This window comes from Arcicella sp. (genome assembly GCF_964672035.1).
The window spans coordinates 22,971-43,890 of record NZ_CBABQS010000016.1; the positions used below are offsets into that span (position 1 = coordinate 22,971).

Below are 20,920 nucleotides of genomic sequence, written 5' to 3' on the forward strand. Positions count from 1 at the left end.
AATTATGATAAAATCGGTACTTGTGACGGGTGGAGCAGGGTATATTGGCTCACAATTAGTTAGAATTTTACTCAATGAAGGCTATTTTGTTAGAACAATTGATAACCTAAAGTTTGGAGGGGACTCCTTAATTGACCTTTATACCAATCCTAAATTTGAATTCATGAAAGGCGATATTTGTCAAGAAAATGATGTTAGAAAAGCCCTAAAAAACATGGATGCTGTCTGCCATTTAGCCGCTATCGTTAGCGACCCAACTTGCAAGGCATATCCCGAAGAAGCCACTCATGTGAACGTTGATGCTTCCATCCTAATTCATCAAATTGCCGAAGAAATTGGTATAAAAAGATTTATTTTCACCTCTACCTGTAGTAATTATGGCAAAATGGTTGACCCCAATATATTCTTAGATGAATCGGCAGATTTGAAGCCTATTTCTCATTATGCCGAAACAAAAGTCGCCTTTGAAAAGTACTTATTAACCCAAATTAATACTCAAATTTGCTCAACAATACTTCGTTTTTCAACGGTTTATGGGGTTTCTCCACGTACAAGATTTGATTTAACGGTTAACGAATTTACTCGGGATGTGAGCGTTGGCAAGGAATTACAAATTTATGGTGAAAAATTCTGGCGACCGTATTGTCACGTTTATGACTTGGCAAATGCAGTAGCTTTGGTATTAAAATCGGATGAAAAGTTGATTAAAAATGAAGTTTTCAATGTAGGCGATACCCATGAAAATTATACCAAAGAAATGCTAACGAATGAAATTAAAAAAGTGATTCCTAAAATAACAGTAACCTTTGTGAGCAAGCACGAAGACCCCCGTGATTACAGAGTAAATTGTGATAAAATTCAGTTAAAATTAGGCTTTAAAATAACCAAAAAGGTTCCTGATGGCATCGCCGAAATTCATAAGCTAATTCAATCTGGTTTAATTAGCGATCCATTCTCAGCAAAATATAAAAACCTCTAAATTACCTCAAGAATATGATTCCACTTTCAGTTCCAAACCTTGCTGGTAACGAATGGCTCTATATAAAAGATTGTTTAGATACCAATTGGGTGTCGGCGACGGGTTCGTATGTAGATAAATTTGAGAAATTAATTGCCGAGTATACCCAAACAAAATATGCCGTAGCGGTGAGTAGTGGAACCACGGCATTGCACATTAGTTTGCTATTGGCGGGCGTTGAACAAAATGATTTAGTGATAACCAATAATTTGACTTTTGTAGCAACTGCCAATGCTATAAAATACTTGAAAGCTGATCCAATTTTGATGGATATTACGCCCGATACTTGGCAAATAGATACAGAATTATTGACAAATTTTTTAGCTACCGATTGTGAAATTAAAAATGGTTTTTGCTATCATAAGCCTTCAAAACGAAGAATTAAAGCACTTTTGTCCGTTCATGTGTTAGGAAACATGGCAGCAATGGATGAACTAATCGTTCTTTCAGAAAAATACAACTTAACCATCGTTGAAGATGCTGCCGAATCGTTGGGTTCGCTTTACAAACAAAAACACGCAGGCAATTGGGGCAAAATGGCAACGTTAAGTTTCAATGGCAATAAAATAATTACTACGGGAGGCGGAGGCATGATTTTGACCAATGATGAAATTTTAGCCAAAAAAGCCAAACATCTTACGACCCAAGCAAAAGCATCTACGTTTGATTATTACCACGATGATTTGGGTTATAACTACCGATTGGTTAATATTTTAGCCGCTATGGGGGTTGCGCAAGTTGAACAATTACCCGCATTTGTTCAGAAAAAACAAGCAATTGCCCAACGCTATAATCAGAAATTAACGTTGGTTGAAGGTATAAAAATTCAACAAATTAGCCCCGAGGTAATCAGCAATTATTGGCAATATGTAGCGCTCTTTCCTGATAAATTAAATCTAATTAAACATCTTCAAAATCAAAAAATAGAGATTCGTCCTTTATGGATTCCGATTAATAAATTGCCAATTTTCTCGAATGATTTGTATGTTTCAACGCACAATCACTCTCATAAAATATCTGCATTGGGCTTAATGTTACCTTGCTCAACTTCTATTACCAACCATGAAATAGACGAAGTTATTAATAGTATTTTCACCTTTTACCAAACCTAAATTTATGAATAATTTGCCATCCAATTTACCCATATCCGCAATAATAATGGCTGGAGGTAGAGGAACACGGCTTTTGCCACTAACTTCAACTGTTCCAAAACCACTATTAAAAATCAATGGAAAACCTATTATTCAAGGGATAATTGATTTATGCTTTAAACATAAAATCATTGACATTTCTGTGTCAGTTTGCTATTTGGCGGAAACAATTATTGATTTTTTGGAAAGCGATTTTTCTTATTCAAACATTAATATTTTGCATGAAAATACACCGCTCGATGACATTGGGATTTTGGGAACTTGTGAGAAAGCTTTATTCAAATATGACACCATTTTAGTCATCAATGCCGACTTATTTACCAACATAAATTTATCAGATTTTTATTTCAGTTTCTTGGCAAATCATGCTGATATGACTATCGCAACCTTTATTTACAAAACACCTTTGCCATACGGGCTCATCAGTTCTGAAAATGGAGAGGTGATACGAATTGATGAAAAACCAATCTTAGAAATGGAGGCAAACGGTGGCATTTATCTATTTAAAAAGGAATTGTTAGAGTTAATTCCTGCCAATAAACCGTACAAAGCTTGGCAATTAATCAATAAATTATTGACCGAAAATAACCATCAATTAAGAACATTTTTGATTGAAGATATTTGGATAGATATTGGCTCGAAAGAGAGCTATGCGTATGCAGAGGAAGTAGCGAAAGCTGAGTAGGCAGTGTTGTGTTGGTAATGCAATGAGCAGTAAACAGTTAAAGCATTAGATTTCATGATGCGCTATAACTGCCTACTACTAACGAAACAATACTTACTACAATTCTATTTCTTCTCCTTCTTTTAACGGTGGAATGTCGATAGAAGCAAAAACTGAATCAATATGAGCGGCGTATTCTGCGGTATCATCAATAAAAAATTCAAGATTTGGAACAATCCTAACTTGGTTTCTGATTTTATTACCCAAAATACCTCTAATCACTTTCGTTTTTTCACGAATATCTTGTAAAAGCCCTTGCTTATCGTTGGTGAGCATAAAACTCAAATAAACACGAGCAATGGATAAATCGGGAGTCATTTTTACATCCGCAATTGTTACGAAGGCGTTCCCGAAGGTATTTTTCATATCTTTCTGAAAAATTTCGCTTAAATCTTGCATGATCAATTTAGCGAATTGTTGTTGTCTTTTAGATTCCATTATGATGATATAGAATAAGTGATGAGCATTTGTAAAAGGTACACATTTTGATTTCCTATAAAGGCGTTATTTCTGCCATTTAATCAACTTATGTCTTTATACTTTTACTTTTACTGTAACTCAAAGTTATACCTTGTTCTATTTTTATACGTTTTAATTCACAAATTTCGGAAATATTTTCCACAACCTTTCATTTTTATCTTTCTACAATAAATATTTAAGAAAGATATTTTATTTTAATATTGTCTAAATCATCTCTTCTTATGAAATCAAATCAAAAATTTAGATTACAAACTACCTTTAAATTAATGTTTATGAGCAGTTTTTTATCCATAATTTTCCTTTGTCTTCAATGTGTTAATGAAAAAACTGGTGCTCAAAAAACGACAAAACCCACTCCTGCGGTTGAAAAACAAGCAGATAAAGGTCCGAGTTTCAAAACTGAAACCCAAAATGCGGGAATGTCTGAAATTGTGACAACCTTCCCCGCAACTTTGAGTACTATTTCTGTTGAAAAAGGCCTTGATACTTTTTCGCCTAATCTTTTTGCCGATGTCGTTTATCCAACTTCATTCAATAAAAATTTAGGTTTTTATTTACCCAATTGGATTGTTACTTTACATACTACGTTATCCAAAGTGTATAATCAGAAAAAGATTCCTTTGCGAAATCGAGGCATTTGGGGTTCGGTAGATTGGAAAGAACACAGTAAAGAAGGGGCAGATTGGAATTTTTTCATTGACCCCGAAAAAGGGCGAGCTTATCCAAATAATTTCAATACCCGTAAATCAGTAAATATGAACACTTTTTCATCGGCTTTGACCATCGAAAAACGTTTGCAAACGGGGGGCGTAGATTTGAATAATTGGGATGCAAAAACCGAGGCTGAAATTGCTGAAATGGGAAAGAGTGCTGCTCGTTCTACCGAATTTGGTGACTATTATTTACCGGGTAAACAACGAATTGGATTGGTTGATATTGATTGGGAAAATAATTATGAAAACGGTTCAAATCCTCGAAAATCTTTACGGTTCATTAAGTCGCTTTGTGATAATTTGCAAGGAATATTTCAAGCAATGTATGTGCATCCAATTATTGCGGAGGTGGGAAATTTAACTAAAAATGGCTATCCAGATGCAAATGGCAGGGTTAATCCAAGTGAAATCAATCCAATTTATACGAGCGTTCAGAATTTAGATGGGGTAGATTATCGAGTAACAGATTCGGAAAATTTTGCTCCTCTTCTGGAGATTTCACACTACGGAGAAACTGCCATGCACGGGTATAATGATGGCGTACGCACACTCAATGCTTACGGAAGAAATGCAAATATTGAGCATTATTTGGCAAGGGTTGTGAGCATGGCTGAAAAAAACTATTCATACCTCCACAGTATTGGCAAGGATTTGTGTTTTATCCAAGCAAAATTGATTTGTGATAGAGTAACAGGTTGGCAGTATAAAGATGGCAATAGAAAAGATGGGGGGGCAAAAAACGGATTTGTCGGCTATTTAACCCGTGACCAAGCATTCAAATCAACCATGTCCGTCTTTTTTTCTGGCCTACATTTTCACGAATGGAATCGACCAGTGCCTAACTTAAATTCTGATTGTTACAACGGTTTTCAGTTTGCTTTGAATTTATTAGGAACCAGAAAAAAAATGTCGAATAATGAAAATGTATCGGCAGTGGACATGAGAACGCCCCAAGCAGAATTTCATTTGTGGAAATCTAAGTATAAATTTGTAGAAGAAACAACGTATCGTGAAGAGAAAGGCTACGAATTAAAAGATAATACGGATAATTTATTGGTCAGAACGATGCGAATAGGGAATAAATTGGCAATTTTAGTCATTAATCCGTACAACGTTGCTTCAAAATTTAACCTTACTGTTGCCTGTACGAACGGAGGAAAGAATTTTGAAAAATCCTTCTCAACTTCAGATTGGCAATCTTGTTATCCAAATGATACCCGGAAGGATTATATTTTTGATATTGTAGAAATGAAATAATTTTCTTAATGTTCGAGATTCGATGTTTGATACTTGTTTTGGATTTTTAAATTAAAATGTCAGATAATAAATATTGAAAACCGAATATCAAACATCGAAAACCGAACTTCGAAATAAATTATGCTTAGTTTTTTTAAGGTAAATGCAGTTTACCAAATTTTCAGTTTGTTGATTTTGCTCATACTAATCCGTGTGCCTGTTTATTTGGTGGGTTTACCCGAACTAATTCCAGAATTGCAGTGGATGCTCGTAGGCGAACAAATCAATAAAGGATTCGTAATGTATTCCGAAATTTGGGACAACACTGCTCCGCTTTCTGCCTTAGTTTACGCTGGACTCGATAAGGTTTTCGGTCGCTCGCAAACGGTCTATCAATTAGCCGCTTTGTCAGTGGCTTCGTTTCAGGTTATTTACTTTAATGTCATGATTAATAACAGTGACGTTTTAACGAAAAGGAATTATATACCTGGACTAATCTATCTACTTTTTCTTAATATTTCATTCGACTGTTGCACGCTTTCACCGGTATTGATGTCAACGACTTTTGTCTTGATGTCGTTTGGCACAATGGTGCGACAAATTAGTCGTTTGCAGTCAACTGATGAGGTTTTTGAAATTGGTTTTTTGATTGGTTTAGCTACTTTATTTTACCCTCCCGCTTGTATTTTTATTTTGTGGGCCATGGCATCACTGGTATTTTTTAGTGGTGCAACCATTCGCCAATATTCGTTAGCGGTCTTCGGGTTTTTATTTCCTTTACTATTAACGGCCTTATTTTTCTATCTTGACGGTACGTATTCAGCATTTTCGAGAAACTTTATCTCTTCGGTATTTCAAATCAGACAATATAATCTCAACGATTTTAAATCATTGTTTGTCACTTTATTAATTCCCTTCGCTCTCGGAATCTTAGGGTTTTTGCGTTTGGTAAATACGTTCGGATTCAACTATTTCCAAGTTCGCTGTCAGCAAGTAATGATGCTTTGGGCCGTTGCAGGTATAATTTCAATTGGATTAATGCCATTTTTAGCGCCCATGCAATTCATTATTTTTGTCCCCGCCTTAGCTTTTTTTACGATTAATTTCTTCAATACTTTCAAGAAACAATGGTTGGCAGAATTGATATTTTTAGGCGTTTTTGGCGCTATTTTATTGATTCATTATCAAGCTGTTTATGCGACAGGTTCGGAAGGATTTGTGCAATTGAAAAACTTGAAATTAAGGAAAAATCAGGACGGAAAAATAAAAAATAAGCGAATTTTAGTATTGGGAGATGGCATGGAAGAGTACAAAAATAATTACGCCGCAACGCCTTATTTGAACTGGAATTTAGCTAAACATGAATTAGAAAACCTTAATAATTACGACAATGTAATTAGTATTCTTAGAAATTTTGAAAAAGATTCGCCCGATATTATTATTGATAAAGTAAATTTGGCTCCAAAATTATTCAAACGAATTCCTGCACTGGAAAGACGATACAAATTGGTGGAAAAAGGAATTTATAAAAGAGTGTAATTCGATGTGAGATGTTAGTTTTTCGATGTTCGGAAAACACGAAACCGTTAAATTCCAACCATCGAACAACAAGCATCAAAAATCGAAACAACTATGAAAGCCTACAATCCACGCTGGTCAGAAAATGACTTTATTCAAAAAACTACTCAAAAGTGGTTGAAACAAGGCTTTTTGAATAAAGAACAATCCTCGGAAATTGAGAAAAACTATCCTCACGATTATTTCGCCCCCAATGTTTTCCTTAAAATTGGGCTGTTTATTTTTACCCTCTTGGCGGCTGGTTTTTCCATCGGTATCATGTCGATTTTCTTAGTTGGAATTTATGAAAACAATCTAAATACCGCCGCTGTTATTCAGAGTTTAATTATTGGTGGCATTTTCTTTTTCCTCCTCGAAAACCTCATCAAAGGTCGTCATCTGTATCATTCAGGCGTTGATAATGCCTTAATTTACATGGCTTTAGGCGCATTTTGCACGACCATTTATTTCCTTTTCGAGAAACTAAACCCTCCCACTTGGCTTTTTTTGATATTATTTCTTCCTCTTTTTGTGGCCACAACCGTTCGTTACGCAGAATCAGTCGTTTGTACTTTAACCTATTTGCTAATCTTAGGCATTTTTGTAACGATTGCTTTAGAATCTTTTTGGGGTAAAACCTTTTTGCCTTTCATTGTTATGATTGTTTCGGCAGGAATGTATTTTATCGTAAAAAGACTTTCAACCCGTAAGGATTATTTCTACTACGAAACCTGTTTAACGATACTCAAAACGCTGTCATTGGTTACCTTTTATTTGGGTGGAAATTATCTAATTGTCAGAGAAGGAAATGCGTTAATCAATAATTTATATCTATCCATTTCACCTCAAGTGGCTTTTGCTCCGATGTTTTATTTTTTTACGACCATCATTCCAATTGGTTATATTCTCTTTGGACTTCGTTACCGTGACCGTTTAATTATGATTTTGGGATTCATTACGTTGGGATTCTCAATTTTTACCTACCTTTTTTACTTCGCAGTTCTTCCCGTAGAAATTGCGTTGACATTAGGCGGAGTTTTGTTAATGGCCCTCGCAGGTGGATTGATTCATTACCTTAAAACAGAAAAAATGGGCTTCACCTACCAACCCGATGATGAATTTGAGGGCTTTAATTTAGAAGCCATGCTGATGTCGCAAATTGTTCAATCTAAAATCCCACAACAGGGCGATACTTTCCGTTTTGGGGGTGGAGACCCAGGCGGTGGCGGTGCTGGTGGATATTATTAATCACAATTTTACGCATAATAGTTATGAGCACAATTTTAGAAAAACTCAATACTGACCGCATTCTTTCAGTTTCAGCAATCCTGATTGGTATAATGACATTGGTGGTTTATTTTATCCAAACTCGTCTCATCATCGACCAACAACACGCTGGTGTTTGGCCTTGCATTGAACTCTCAGGGACAAATTTTGGCGATGGCTCTGGAATTAAAGAAAATTTTAAAATAAATATTACCAATAAAGGCATCGGCCCCGCCCTTATCAAAAAAGTTGAAATAAAATACAGAAGGAAAATTTATCACGAATTTTCTGATATTTTTGAGTTATCAACGGGGTCTAATGGCTACAGTAGAAGTGGTCTTGAAGGTCGGACGATGGCATCCAACGAAACCGTTTATCCAATTCAAATTTCTTTATCAAAAGAAGGGCATAAATTTGCTCAATTATTCTACAATCATGATTCCATTCAAACCAACATTTATTATCAATCCGTTTACGGAAAGTGCTTCGTAAGTTCTGGTTTCGATGCCAAAGAATTACCTGATTGCAGTGTTTTAGAAGAGAAAAAGTGAAATATCCAAAGGCTATAATGAATAGCCTTTGGATATTTATAATTATAAAAATAATTTTCATAACTATTCATTGATAATTTAGGGAAAACTACTCATTTCATTGACTTATTTCGTGAATCATTTTCAAAAATGTATATTTGATGTTTAGTTATTGGTTACTTGTAATTTAGTTATTAGCGTATTGATTGTTTAACGATTAAGGAGTAGTCAAACTTGGCTTTTCAAAAATATCCAATCACTAATAACAGATAACCAATCCTCCAATAACTAACAACCAATAACTGATAACTAACAAAAAATGCAAACTGTCAATTCTTACAATTTTGCCGGCAAACGTGCCTTAGTTCGTGTAGATTTTAATGTTCCTTTGAATGAACGTTTCGAAATAACCGACGATACTCGAATAAAAGCGACAATTCCGACAATTAATAAAATATTGAACGATGGTGGTTCGGTAATTTTGATGTCACATTTAGGTCGTCCGAAAGATGGACCGACGGATAAATATTCGTTAAAACACCTTGTCAATCCACTTTCAGTCGTGTTTGGACGTACTGTAAAATTTGCGGATGATTGCATCGGTCAATCGGCCATCGACCAAGCTGCTTCTTTGCAACCAGGTGAAATTTTATTATTAGAAAATCTTCGTTTTTATAAAGAAGAAGAAAAAGGAGACGTAGCATTTGCGGAAAAATTATCAAAATTAGGTAACGTTTGGGTAAATGATGCATTCGGAACGGCTCACAGAGCTCACGCTTCTACGGCGGTTATTGGTCAGTTTTTTCAAGATAGAGTTTCTGGTTTTGTCATGCAAGCCGAAATTGAAAATGCTCAAAAAATATTGGAACACGCTGAAAGACCTTTCACCGCCATTATGGGTGGTTCAAAAGTTTCGGACAAGATTTTATTGATTGAAAAATTATTGGATAAAGTTGATAATCTTATCATCGGTGGTGGCATGACTTATACGTTCACGTTGGCAGAAGGTGGTAAAATCGGTAAATCAATTTCTGAGCCTGATAAAGTAGAATTAGCGAAAGAAATTTTGAAAAAAGCAGCAGAAAAAGGGGTAAAAATTTATATGCCAGTTGATAATTTGTGTGCAGATAAATTCTCGAATGATGCGAATCGTCAAGTAGTAGCGACGGGGGAAATTCCTGATGGTTGGGAAGGTTTGGACATTGGTCCAGAATCAGCAAAATTATTCAAGACTGTTATTGAATCGTCAAAAACAGTGCTTTGGAATGGTCCAATGGGCGTTTTTGAATTTCCAAACTTCGCACATGGAACAAATGCCATTGCGGATGCAGTAGTTATGGCTACGGAAGAAAACAGTGCATTTTCATTAATTGGTGGGGGAGATTCTGCCGCTGCGGTGAACAATGCGGGCTACGGTGACCGTGTTTCTTATGTATCAACGGGCGGAGGTGCTTTGTTGGAATACATGGAAGGTAAAATATTGCCTGGCGTTGCTGCTTTGATGTAGGAGTAAAACTTAATTAAAATATAGAAAAAAAGGACGGCATCGCTTTGAGTGATGCTGTCCTTTTTTTTATAGAAGTTTTATTATCACTTATGATAGTTATAGCCCTTATATTTCAATTCTCCCAATTTGTTGCTTCTTATTCGGTAAAGAATGCTATATTTCGTATTCTATGATTGTGTAATTACTATACTCAAAACAATTATCTTTGGAAAAATTACTAAATATGGACAAATACATTCATAAACTTTCATACGGAGCAAATAACCTTGTCATTGCCCTTTCAGATACAGAAGTTACCAAAATATACGAAGGAGATACTCGTTAGGATATTGGTTCGGAGGCAGAGAAAATGAAGGTTGCGAATACGATTAACACCTTGATTGTCAAGTTTATCAAAATAGATTTTGACGAAAAAAAATCTTGGGAAATGTTAGTGATGGAACGACTGTACCCCTTAGATTTTAGGAGTTTTGAAGTAGAAAAAAGAAAATTGATAATTGAAGTTTTTGAAGATGAATTAAACGAATTACATCGTCAAGGATTTGTCCATCGGGACTTAAAACGCCCTTCAAATCTATCGGGAGAACGTTACGATAACATCTTTCTGACACGACAAGGATTACGCCTAATTGATGTTGGAATTTCAGCCCTTAAAAGCCAAGTTGGCGAGAAATTATTTGCTAAATACGTTGAAGTAGAATTGCAAGAATTAACCGAATTCAAGCAATATTTTTTATCCAGATAATTAAAAATTGTGATTTGCGACTTTTGATTTATGAATATTTACAGCGTGAAATCACTCAATCACAAATCACTCAATTACCAATAAGCCCCCGTGAATTTCCAAAACCTCCCCATACAAACCAACGCTCAATATTTACTGAACGACAGCCGTCAGTTATCATCACCACAACGGTCTATCTTCTTTGCTATCAAGGGTTTACACCACGATGGACACCAATTTTTGGACGACCTTTACCGCAAAGGTATTCGTGAATTTGTGGTCGAACGTGATGCCCTCACTCCTACGCTCATTCGTGAATTGGGACGGATGAAGGAAGCAAAAATCTGGCAAGTCGAAGACAGTATTTTGGCAATGCAAGAAGTAGCAAAACGACATCGTGAACAATATAATTTCCCCGTAATTGCCATCACGGGGAGCAACGGAAAAACGGTGGTGAAGGAATGGCTTTCGCAATTATTAGGCAATCGTTTTAAAGTTGTGAAAAGTCCAAAATCATATAATTCTCAAATTGGCGTACCTTTGTCGGTTTGGCAAATGAACGAAACGCATAATTTGGGCATTTTTGAAGTCGGTATTTCTCGCCCTGACGAAATGGCAAATTTACAGAAAGTGGTACAACCTCAAATCGGGATTTTTACTAATATTGGCAATGCTCATAATGAGTTTTTTGAAGATAATTTTCAGAAAATTAGGCAAAAATTATTGCTATTTCAACATGCAAAACAACTAATTTATTGCGCTGATTATGTGGAAATTGATAAAATTGTAAACAACGAATTTATTTTGAAAAATGTAGATTGTGAGATAATTAGCTGGTCGAGAATGGCAAATGCTACCATAAAAGTAGATTGGCAAACTGAATATCAGAACACTAAAGTAACCCTAAATTTTCCCAAGAAAAATGAGACTTTCGATATACCTTTTACCGATGATGCTTCCATCGAAAATGCGATTCATTGCATCGTTACGCTCTGGTTTTTGAAATACAAAGCCGTTGAAATTCAAGCCCGTTTACAGATTATTCGTCCCGTGTCGATGCGCTTAGAATTGAAACAAGGAATCCGAAATAATTATCTTATTGACGATACTTATAATAACGATTTGGCGGGACTTACGATTGCGCTAAACTTCTTAACCCAACAGAAACAACGCACTCGTAAAGTATTGATTTTGAGCGATTTATTAGAAACTGGAATTCCAGAAAATGAATTATACGGACAAATTGCGCATTTGATAAAACAACGAAATCTGTATCAATTTATCGGAATTGGCGAGGTAATAACTCGTAACAGAAATTTATTTCAACATAAAGATAATAACGTACAATTTTTCAGAAATACCGTTGATTTTTTGGATAGTCAAACCTTAAAAGACCTACAAGAAAGCGTAGTCTTAGTGAAAGGAGCAAGACGTTTTGGCTTTGAATCCATCGTGAATCGTTTGGTTCAAAAAACGCATGGCACGGTCTTGGAAATCAATTTAGATGCCGTTACGCACAACCTCAATTATTTCCGTGATAAAGTGGGACAACAGACCAAAATTATGGTCATGGTCAAGGCATTTGCGTACGGTTCGGGCAGTACGGAAGTGGCAAATTTATTGCAATTTCATGGCGTAGATTATTTGGCCGTTGCTTATACAGACGAAGGCGTGAGTTTACGACAAAACGGCATTTATTTACCCATCATGGTGATGAATCCGACTGAAAATGATTTTGAGCAATTAATTACCTATTCGCTCGAACCAGAAATTTATTCTCCCCGAATATTAAAACAATTTTCAGAATATATTGACAATCAAAACATTAGCTCTAAAATTCATTTGAAATTAGATACGGGAATGCACCGTTTAGGTTTTGAGAAATATCAATTATCAGACTTAATCGAAACTGTTCAATCAAATCCTAACCTTTGGGTTTCCACCATTTTTAGTCATTTGGTAGCGGCGGATGAAGACAAATTTGATAATTTTACGCTCCATCAAGTCTCAGAGTTTACCGAAATGGCCAAGCAAATTTCAGAGGCCCTTGGTTATACGCCTTCTCGGCATTTGGCAAATTCCGCAGGCATTGCCCGATTCCCCGAAGCACGTTTGGATATGGTGCGTTTGGGCGTTGGATTATACGGTTTGGCGGCAAAGCCTGAAGACCAAGAAAACCTCTTGACAGTTGGGACTTTGAAGACGGTTATTTCTCAAATTAAAAACATAAAATCCTCAGATACAGTTGGTTACGGACGAAAAGGAGAATTAACAAAAGACACTAAAACCGCCACCATTGCCATTGGATACGCTGACGGATACGACCGCCGCTTCAGTCGGGGCGTGGGCGAAGTATTAATTCACGGGCATCGTTGCAAAGTGATAGGCAATGTTTGTATGGATATGACGATGGTGGATATCACGGACGTACTCCACGTACAAGAAGGCGATGAAGTAATTATTTTTGGTAACGACCTCACAATGATTGAGTTAGCCAATAAAATTGGCACAATTGCTTACGAAATTCTCACGAGTGTAAGCCAACGGGTAAAACGGATTTTTTATCAGCTCTGAGTAAGAGTAAAGGAATAAGGGAGATATGAAAAATATAAATAAGAGTGTGTTTTTCTCTCTCCTTCCTTTTTCCCGTCTCCGTTTCTCCTTTATTCCATTCCTTCATTTTTCCTGCCTTCTTTAAGCCTTTTCTCCAATACCCAAAATATGCTTAATCTTCATCAAGAACACAATAACGCCCACACCAGAAAGTAAGAAATAATACATCGCAAACATATACACAAATCCATTATCAACGGCTTCTGCGGATTTGAAAAGGATATATGTCAAAGCAAAGTATCCGTAAATTGTTCCCATCAACAAGAAAATATAAGATTGCGTTTTACGAGCGTAGAAAAATAATCCAACGCATAAAGCCAACGTAATGATGGCGTAAATAAACCAATTACCGTGACTAAACATACCAGTCAAAGCCGCAATTAAGGTCAAATTACTGCCCAATAAAAGGTAGGTAAACGAGAAATGTTTTTTAAGATTTTTGTATTCCGAAATCAGACCCGTAGCCGATAAAACCAAACCCAATACAATAGCGATAAATAAAAAATTTGGCGCCGAAAAGTCATTCTTTTCCAACACTGTAAATGGAGCAATATTTACGCCCACCCACGAAGAAAATGCCGTAATTGCCATTGAAAGTACACCTCGATGGTCAAAAAAATAAGCACAGAAAAAGAATAGAATTGCGGAAATAAACGTAACCAAGCCATATTTTAAGCCAAACAAATCGTACTGAAATTGCAAATAACCTTCTAAAATCAAAAAAGAAGTGCAACCCAATAAAAGCACAAAATCTGAGAAATGATGTGGATTTTTCACCGCTTCCCAAGTAAGCGGCTCACGTTTCCAGAAGGCAAAACCAAAGCAAGCCAAGGTAGTAATAGCAATTAAAGCCACGATAACGCCATGACCAATACTATCTAAATTTTGGTAAATCAACACGCCTAAACCACCCGTTAGCAAGGTAATTCCCAAGTATAAAAGTGTCCGTAGTTCGTAGTGAAGTGAAAAGGATTTATTTTTTTCATATTCCGAAATGACATTACTTTGTTCAGGCGAAATAATGCCTTTTTCTTGGAGATTTTGGAGGAGGGTTTGGGTTTGCATGAGTTGGTTTTAGACAGAAGTAAACGGTTTTATTGTGTGAAGATACAGAAAAAATATATTCATTCAAATTTCGTAATTGTGTAGTAAATTTGGTAAATCATCAATATTTATTCGCTCAGAAAATGCCCCCAGAAAAAATAGAACTTCCGCCAAAATATTACTTGACTTACTTTCAGTATCTCATTGATTTCGTCAAGAAGAAATATCAACATATTCTCAACGAAACGGAAAAGCAATTCCTCGCCGATTTTGAGGCGCTAACGGAGGATGAGAAATGCCTTTTTATTCGTTTCTGTAACCGTACAGGCTCTTTTTTCAGAACGGAAAAATTGAAATATGCCGAAATAGAAAACATTCCAGAATCACTTAATGGTTTAATTGACAAGGGTTTTGTGGAACCACTTTCCGAGAATCACCTCACCGAAGCAGCGGAGGTTTTGGATATTTTTAGTAAATCTGAATTGATTGAATTAGCCAAAATGCTCAACCTCGAATCCCGTGGAAAGGCTTCTTTGAAGAAGGAAGAAGTGTTGGATTGGCTCTTGGCGGTTGGCAATTGGGAAGACATGATTTACCTCCTAAATTCCCAAGATTATGCCAACATCCACGGATTCCCACACTCGCTCGTGCGGGCACAGAAAGAAACGGAAGTCCAAATGCTCAAGTTCCTTTTCTTTGGCTCTCGACACGGTGATATGACCGAATTTGTTACCCGTGATTTAGGTTTTCAGTCGTATGAAAAATTTGATGAGGATAAGATGGTGGCGTATTTCCAAACCCGTCAGGAAGTGGAAGACAAATTGAAAGTGAGTCTCGCCCGTGAGGACTTTTATTTAATGCAACAAGCTGATATTGAGATACTTGATATTTACAACTGGTTCATGGATTGGACGGCAACGCACCGAAAGGAATTATCAGAAATTGCCATTCCAACCTACGGAACGTTTTCGTTGCGGGTAGCTTTATACTTAGAAAAGAAAAAAGCCTTAGATGAAGCGCTCACCGTTTTCAGACTTACCGAAGAATCACCTTCACGGGAACGACAAGTAAGAATTTTGGATAAACAAAAGAATCGTGAAGAAGCAAAAGCACTTTGTGAACTCATTTTAGCCGAACCACAAAATGCAACGGAACAATTCTTTGCGGAAGATTATCTGAATCGAATTGAGGCAGTTTTACTTAAAAAGAAGTCTAAAAAAGCCGTAACGCAACAATTACACAATTCAGATTCTATCACAATTGCAGCAACATGGAAAAGGCAAGTGGAATTTGGTGTAATTGATTATTACCAAGAACGGGGCATGAAGGCAGAATTTACCGAAAATCACTTGTGGCGGAGTTTGTTTGGTTTACTATTTTGGGACATTATTTTTGATACCGATTCCTTGGCCATTCATCATCCTTTGCAACGTTCGCCTTCGGATTTATTCAAACCAACTTTCTTTGAAAAACGCAAAGAAAAAATGGAAGAACGCTTGAAAATGTTGGAAGATGAAGATGCCACAACGGTGTATATGAACCGCATATTTTTTGAGAAATTTGGGCTAACAAATCCACTTGTGGAATGGTATGGAGGTCTTTTTCCTTTAATTTTGACTTTATTAGAAAGATTATCCCCCGAACAAATTACGTTGATTACTTTAGAAATGGCAAAGAATTTACGGCAAAATCTAAGGGGATTTCCAGACCTTTTTATCTGGGGGGATGGAGAATATAGTTTTATCGAAGTAAAGTCACCAACTGATAGTTTATCGAATCAACAGCTTTTTTGGTTACGTTTTTTTGAAAGTATTAATGTGCGGTCGAAGGTTTTGCGGGTGGAATGGGATTTGGTTACTGGTTAATGGTTATTAGTTACTGGTTGTCAAAAGATTGCTTCAAAATATTAAAATTATTAAAAACGAAAAACTGGTTATCAGTTATGAGAGCAAATACTCTAATAACTAATAACCAGTTTCTAATAACTAATCCCTAAGAATTCGCTCTCGCAATCTGCTTCTGCATCATGGCTTCATATCTCGCTGCTTCTGCGACTTTCGCATTTTTCAAACCTTCTACGATAATTTGCATTTCGTAAAGCGCCGTTTGAATATCACGACTATCACTATTTCTTCGGTCGTTCATATAATAATCCAAAGCCTTGTTATTACGATTCATCATCGTATCGGCTATTTTCAGACCACTTTTTGTATCTCCCGCTGCAATGTACAAGGCTACGAAATTTGCCGATAATTGGTCGTAAGGAATTACGTTGTCTGGCATCTTTTTGTCACAGAAATCCAAGGCCGCTTTTGCTTTTGCCAATTTACCTTCACGGATTAATTGGTCAACCAAACGTAAGAAACTCAAACGTGCGGTTACGATAGGTACTTGTAAATAAAAGTCTGAATGATAGTACGTTTTTGGATTATCTAAATCTCTCCAGAACATATTTTTCGTTAAATTATCAAACATAATATCTGAATTCACGTAACCATCTTTTGCTCCTGGAATTTTCACCGGCATCAATCGGTAGGCGTATCCTTCCATTTGCATATAATCTTTCAAATTCAAGTAACTCGCTGATGGCAAAGTAGTTGCAAAATAAATTGGACGTTTCCAACCCGATGCGGCATTCTGAGCAATCATATCTAACTGAATCAATTCTGGTTTCATCACACCATTTTTTCCTGCTGCCCAAGCCATTTGGTCGGTCAAAAATGGTTCTAAATCTTTCGGAACAAACCCTGCTTTTTTCACCGCATCCACATTAATCGGTAAGAAAAGATTTTCTGTTGGCAAAGTATTAATCATCGAACCATCCTGCAACGGAACTTTAATTGCCTCGCTATCATCTTTAATCAATTTCATATATTCTTGAAGATTGATTCCATTTTTCACGTTCGGATTCTCGTAATACATCACCTGTTCGTTGATTCCTTCCATAAAACGGTCTTTCGATAATGATATTGGCAAGGCTTGCGACTCGTAAGTTTTACGTTTCATTTGGTCGATGTACCAATCCGTTCCTAACAGCGAAAGGTTACACACCCGCACATCTGTACGGTAGCCTTCAACTTCTTGTACGTACCATAATGGGAATGTATCATTATCACCTCCAGTGAATAGAATCGCATTTTTTGCACAAGAATTCAACATATTTTTGGCAAAATCTACTTGCTGATAACGATGATTACGGTCGTGGTCATCCCAGTTTTGTTGAATCAAAATGACAGGAACTACCGCCGTTACAACCGTCGCAACAACACCCGTAACCACTGAATTTGACATAAATTTACCCAATAATTCCGCCAATTGCATCACACCCAAACCAATCCAAAGTCCAAAGAAATAAAACGAACCCACGTAGATATAATCACGTTCACGAGGTTCAGAAGGTGGTGAATTTAGGAAAACTACTAAGGCTAATCCCGTTAAAAGGAACATTAAAGTAGTAGTCAAAAAGTCTTTTTCGCCTTTACGAACCAATAACACAAAACCCATTAAACCCAAAATCAAAGGCAACCAAAAGTAGTTGTTGTGGGCTTTATTTTTAGCTAATAATTCGGGTAAAGCTCCTTTACGAGTATAATCAATTACGCCCGCATCTTGAATATCACTTTCACGGCCCACAAAATTCCAGAGGAAATAACGCATATACATGTGTCCCATTTGGTGGGTAAACATAAATTTTAGGTTATCCCCAAAACTTGGTTTTTCGCCCGATGCCAAACCCAACATTTCTTCATACATCTGAATGTGTTGGGGCGTGCCACTATACACACGAGGCAATAACATTTGCCCGTCTTTTGAATATATTAATTTCTGTTTATGGTCGTAAACTTCATACTTTCCGTCTTTCATTTTGTAGACTGGATTGCCCTGTTCCACACTTTCAACGGTTCCTGTATAAATTGGCCCGTATAATAATGAACGCTCGCCGTATTGTTCACGCTTCAAATATTTCACGTAATTCAAGATATTACTTGGGTCATTTTCGTTGATGGGCGTATTGTAAGTTGAACGAACCAAAGCCAAGGTATAACACAAATAACCAATCAAAACGAATACTAACGAAAGTAATCCAATATTCAAATTGACTTTTCCCTTTTGGATTGAATAACGAACACCCCAAACCAATGCTCCGACAAAAACCACTAAAAATACCCCAACGCCTACGCCATAAGGCAACCCAAGTCCATTTGTGAAGATTAATTCAAATTGGAAAGCCATTGAAGGAATTCCTGGAATGATTAGTGAATTGATAATTCCTAAAATTAAAAACCCAGCTAACAGCGCAATAAAACCGCCCTTATAAGTTGGATTTGGATTTTTCTTGAAATAATAAATCAAAGCCAATGCTGGCACCGTTACCAAATTCAATAAATGGACTCCAATTGAAAGACCAACGATATAGGCCACCAAAATCAACCAACGATTTGCATCTCCTTCGTCCTCAATTAATTCCCATTTGAAAGCCGCCCAAACCACCAAAGCCGTAAAGAACGACGACATCGCATAAACCTCCGCTTCAACTGCTGAGAACCAAAATGTATCAGAAAACGCATACGCTAACGAACCAATAACACCCGCTCCTAAAAGCGTAAGTGACTGACCCATTGACAGTTCTGCAAAAGGTTTATTATAAATTTTACGCCCAATCATCACGATTGTCCAGTGCATAAACAGAATCGTAAAGGCGCTCGAAAGCACCGACATCATGTTTACCCAATAAGCTACTTGGGTTACATCCGAACCCGCCAAAAGCGAAAACATACGTCCCAACAATAAGAATAATGGCGCTCCAGGAGGGTGAGGAACTTGCAGTTTATAAGCACAGGCGATGAACTCACCACAATCCCAAAAAGAGGCAGTACGTTCAACAGTGGCAGTAAAAACAAATAAGGAAATGGCAAAAACGACCCAACCTGTAAGGTCATTAATTCTTTTGAAATTATTCATAATTGAAAATTGAAGCCCCCAACCCCAAAGGGAGTTTTGATATAATTACCCCTCTGGGGGACAGGGGGCTTTTGTGTTTACGACAATAATGTTACCAAAAATACAAAATAGCTTTGGCTTGTGAAGAATGGAGGTGTTAAAAAGTGTTAAGCTAAGACGTTTTTAACATTTGGCTTTGCGATTAAATGGAACACACATCAGACAGATACTTTGCAACACAGATTTAGAATGTGTTCTGTCGCATCAAAGCCCCTCAAATTGACGTAAAAAACGTACATCATTTTCGGTAAATAATCGTAAATCTTTGATTTGATATTTTAACATGGTAATGCGTTCAATTCCCATTCCGAAGGCAAATCCTGTGTATTCTTTTGAGTCTATTCCGCACTGTTCCAATACATTGGGGTCAACCATACCCGAACCCGCAATTTCTACCCAACCCGTATATTTACAGACATTACAACCTTTTCCTTTACAGATTAAACAGGTAATATCAATTTCCGCAGAAGGTTCAGTAAATGGAAAATATGAAGGACGATAACGCACTTTTGTATCTTGCCCAAACATCTCTTTGGCAAAATAATAAAGTGTATCTTTTAAGTCTTTGAAGCCTACATTTTTATCAACATAAAGCCCTTCAACTTGGTGGAAAAGACAGTGTGCTCTCGCAGAAATTGCCTCATTACGATATACTCGCCCAGGCATAATTGAACGTAAAGGTGGTTTTTGATTTTGCATCAAACGAATTTGAACGTTTGATGTATGCGTTCTCAAAAGTATATCGTCCGCTACTTCTCCGCCTTTCTTTTCGATAAAAAAAGTATCCTGCATTTCACGTGCAGGGTGATTTTCGGCAAAATTTAGCGCCGTAAAATTATAAAAATCTGATTCTATTTCTGGACCATCCGACACATTGAAACCCATTTTTGCAAAGATTTCGATGATTCTGGCACGTACCAGCGTAAGGGGATGAATGGTTCCGTTTTCGTAGGGAATATTTGGAAGGGTCAAATCAAATTCAATGGCCACCGATTTATCCTGCGAAGATTCCATTAAGGCTTGGAATTCGTTGAATTTATTTTGAGCTAATTCTTTTAAAGCATTCAACTCTTGTCCAACGGCACGGCGGTCTTCTTGAAGAACGTTCTTTAATCCATCAAAAAGGTCGCCAATAACGCCTTTACGACCCACGTAGGCAATACGGAAAGTTTCGAGTTGTTCTTTATTGTCAATCTGGAAATCAGCAATTTGCTGTTGTATTTCGGTAATTTTTGCTTGCATAATGCAAAATTAATCATTAGTAATTGCTTTTTTTACATTTTAGAGTTGAATTTAAACTAAATGAACACGGATTTGAGGGATTAGGCACGGATTTTTAATTTTATCCGTGTCTAA

The 20,920-nt window shown here is 36.7% G+C and carries 15 protein-coding genes; 11 read left to right on the forward strand and 4 right to left on the reverse strand.

Annotation, left to right across the window (positions count from 1 at the left end; translation table 11 throughout):
• Positions 1–4 precede the first annotated feature (4 nt).
• The 3 genes from AC1W31_RS06635 to AC1W31_RS06645 are packed head-to-tail and all read left to right on the forward strand — an operon-like array spanning position 5 to position 2,854.
• Positions 5–979, forward strand: a complete 975-nt coding sequence (locus AC1W31_RS06635) for an NAD-dependent epimerase/dehydratase family protein (RefSeq protein WP_481733632.1) — start codon at positions 5–7, stop codon at positions 977–979.
• Between the two features lie 14 nt (positions 980–993).
• The gene (locus AC1W31_RS06640; protein WP_481733633.1) at positions 994–2,130 is read left to right on the forward strand and encodes a LegC family aminotransferase; all 1,137 of its coding nucleotides are present in this window, start codon (positions 994–996) and stop codon (positions 2,128–2,130) included.
• Positions 2,131–2,134: 4 nt separating this feature from the next.
• Positions 2,135–2,854, forward strand: a complete 720-nt coding sequence (locus AC1W31_RS06645) for a sugar phosphate nucleotidyltransferase (protein ID WP_481733634.1) — start codon at positions 2,135–2,137, stop codon at positions 2,852–2,854.
• 96 nt (positions 2,855–2,950) lie between these two features.
• Here the strand turns inward: AC1W31_RS06645 and rbfA are convergent, their stop codons facing one another.
• Positions 2,951–3,331, reverse strand: a complete 381-nt coding sequence (gene rbfA, locus AC1W31_RS06650) for a 30S ribosome-binding factor RbfA (protein ID WP_481733635.1) — start codon at positions 3,329–3,331, stop codon at positions 2,951–2,953.
• Between the two features lie 263 nt (positions 3,332–3,594).
• On the opposite strand from rbfA, the gene AC1W31_RS06655 reads away from it, so the two are divergent.
• The 7 genes from AC1W31_RS06655 to AC1W31_RS06685 all read left to right on the forward strand — a co-directional run bounded on the left by AC1W31_RS06655 (position 3,595) and on the right by AC1W31_RS06685 (position 13,480).
• Positions 3,595–5,343, forward strand: coding sequence for a hypothetical protein (locus AC1W31_RS06655; protein ID WP_481733636.1), 1,749 nt, complete (start codon positions 3,595–3,597; stop codon positions 5,341–5,343).
• A gap of 120 nt (positions 5,344–5,463) precedes the next feature.
• Complete coding sequence (locus AC1W31_RS06660) at positions 5,464–6,861, forward strand: hypothetical protein (protein WP_481733637.1); 1,398 nt, start codon at positions 5,464–5,466, stop codon at positions 6,859–6,861.
• Between the two features lie 93 nt (positions 6,862–6,954).
• Entirely contained in the window at positions 6,955–8,127 is a 1,173-nt protein-coding gene (locus AC1W31_RS06665) for a hypothetical protein (protein WP_481733638.1), read from the forward strand.
• A 23-nt stretch (positions 8,128–8,150) separates the two neighbouring features.
• Positions 8,151–8,696 carry a hypothetical protein gene (locus tag AC1W31_RS06670; protein WP_481733639.1) on the forward strand — a complete coding sequence of 182 codons (546 nt, stop codon included), beginning with the start codon at positions 8,151–8,153 and terminating at the stop codon, positions 8,694–8,696.
• A 298-nt stretch (positions 8,697–8,994) separates the two neighbouring features.
• On the forward strand, positions 8,995–10,182 hold the full coding sequence (locus AC1W31_RS06675; RefSeq protein ID WP_481733640.1) for a phosphoglycerate kinase: 1,188 nt from the start codon (positions 8,995–8,997) through the stop codon (positions 10,180–10,182).
• Between the two features lie 349 nt (positions 10,183–10,531).
• Positions 10,532–10,927 (forward strand): hypothetical protein, encoded by a 396-nt coding sequence (locus AC1W31_RS06680; RefSeq protein WP_481733641.1) that lies wholly within the window; start codon positions 10,532–10,534, stop codon positions 10,925–10,927.
• A gap of 90 nt (positions 10,928–11,017) precedes the next feature.
• Entirely contained in the window at positions 11,018–13,480 is a 2,463-nt protein-coding gene (locus tag AC1W31_RS06685) for a bifunctional UDP-N-acetylmuramoyl-tripeptide:D-alanyl-D-alanine ligase/alanine racemase (protein WP_481733642.1), read from the forward strand.
• Positions 13,481–13,600: 120 nt separating this feature from the next.
• Here the strand turns inward: AC1W31_RS06685 and AC1W31_RS06690 are convergent, their stop codons facing one another.
• The gene (locus tag AC1W31_RS06690; protein ID WP_481733643.1) at positions 13,601–14,584 is read right to left on the reverse strand and encodes a DUF2157 domain-containing protein; all 984 of its coding nucleotides are present in this window, start codon (positions 14,582–14,584) and stop codon (positions 13,601–13,603) included.
• Between the two features lie 122 nt (positions 14,585–14,706).
• Between AC1W31_RS06690 and AC1W31_RS06695 the strand changes: the two genes are divergently transcribed.
• On the forward strand, positions 14,707–16,428 hold the full coding sequence (locus tag AC1W31_RS06695; RefSeq protein ID WP_481733644.1) for a VRR-NUC domain-containing protein: 1,722 nt from the start codon (positions 14,707–14,709) through the stop codon (positions 16,426–16,428).
• Positions 16,429–16,555: 127 nt separating this feature from the next.
• Here the strand turns inward: AC1W31_RS06695 and AC1W31_RS06700 are convergent, their stop codons facing one another.
• Together AC1W31_RS06700 and pheS are read right to left on the reverse strand one after the other, a co-directional pair.
• Positions 16,556–19,525 carry a glycosyltransferase family 117 protein gene (locus AC1W31_RS06700; RefSeq protein ID WP_481733645.1) on the reverse strand — a complete coding sequence of 990 codons (2,970 nt, stop codon included), beginning with the start codon at positions 19,523–19,525 and terminating at the stop codon, positions 16,556–16,558.
• Between the two features lie 243 nt (positions 19,526–19,768).
• On the reverse strand, positions 19,769–20,806 hold the full coding sequence (pheS, locus tag AC1W31_RS06705; RefSeq protein ID WP_481733646.1) for a phenylalanine--tRNA ligase subunit alpha: 1,038 nt from the start codon (positions 20,804–20,806) through the stop codon (positions 19,769–19,771).
• Positions 20,807–20,920 lie beyond the last annotated feature (114 nt).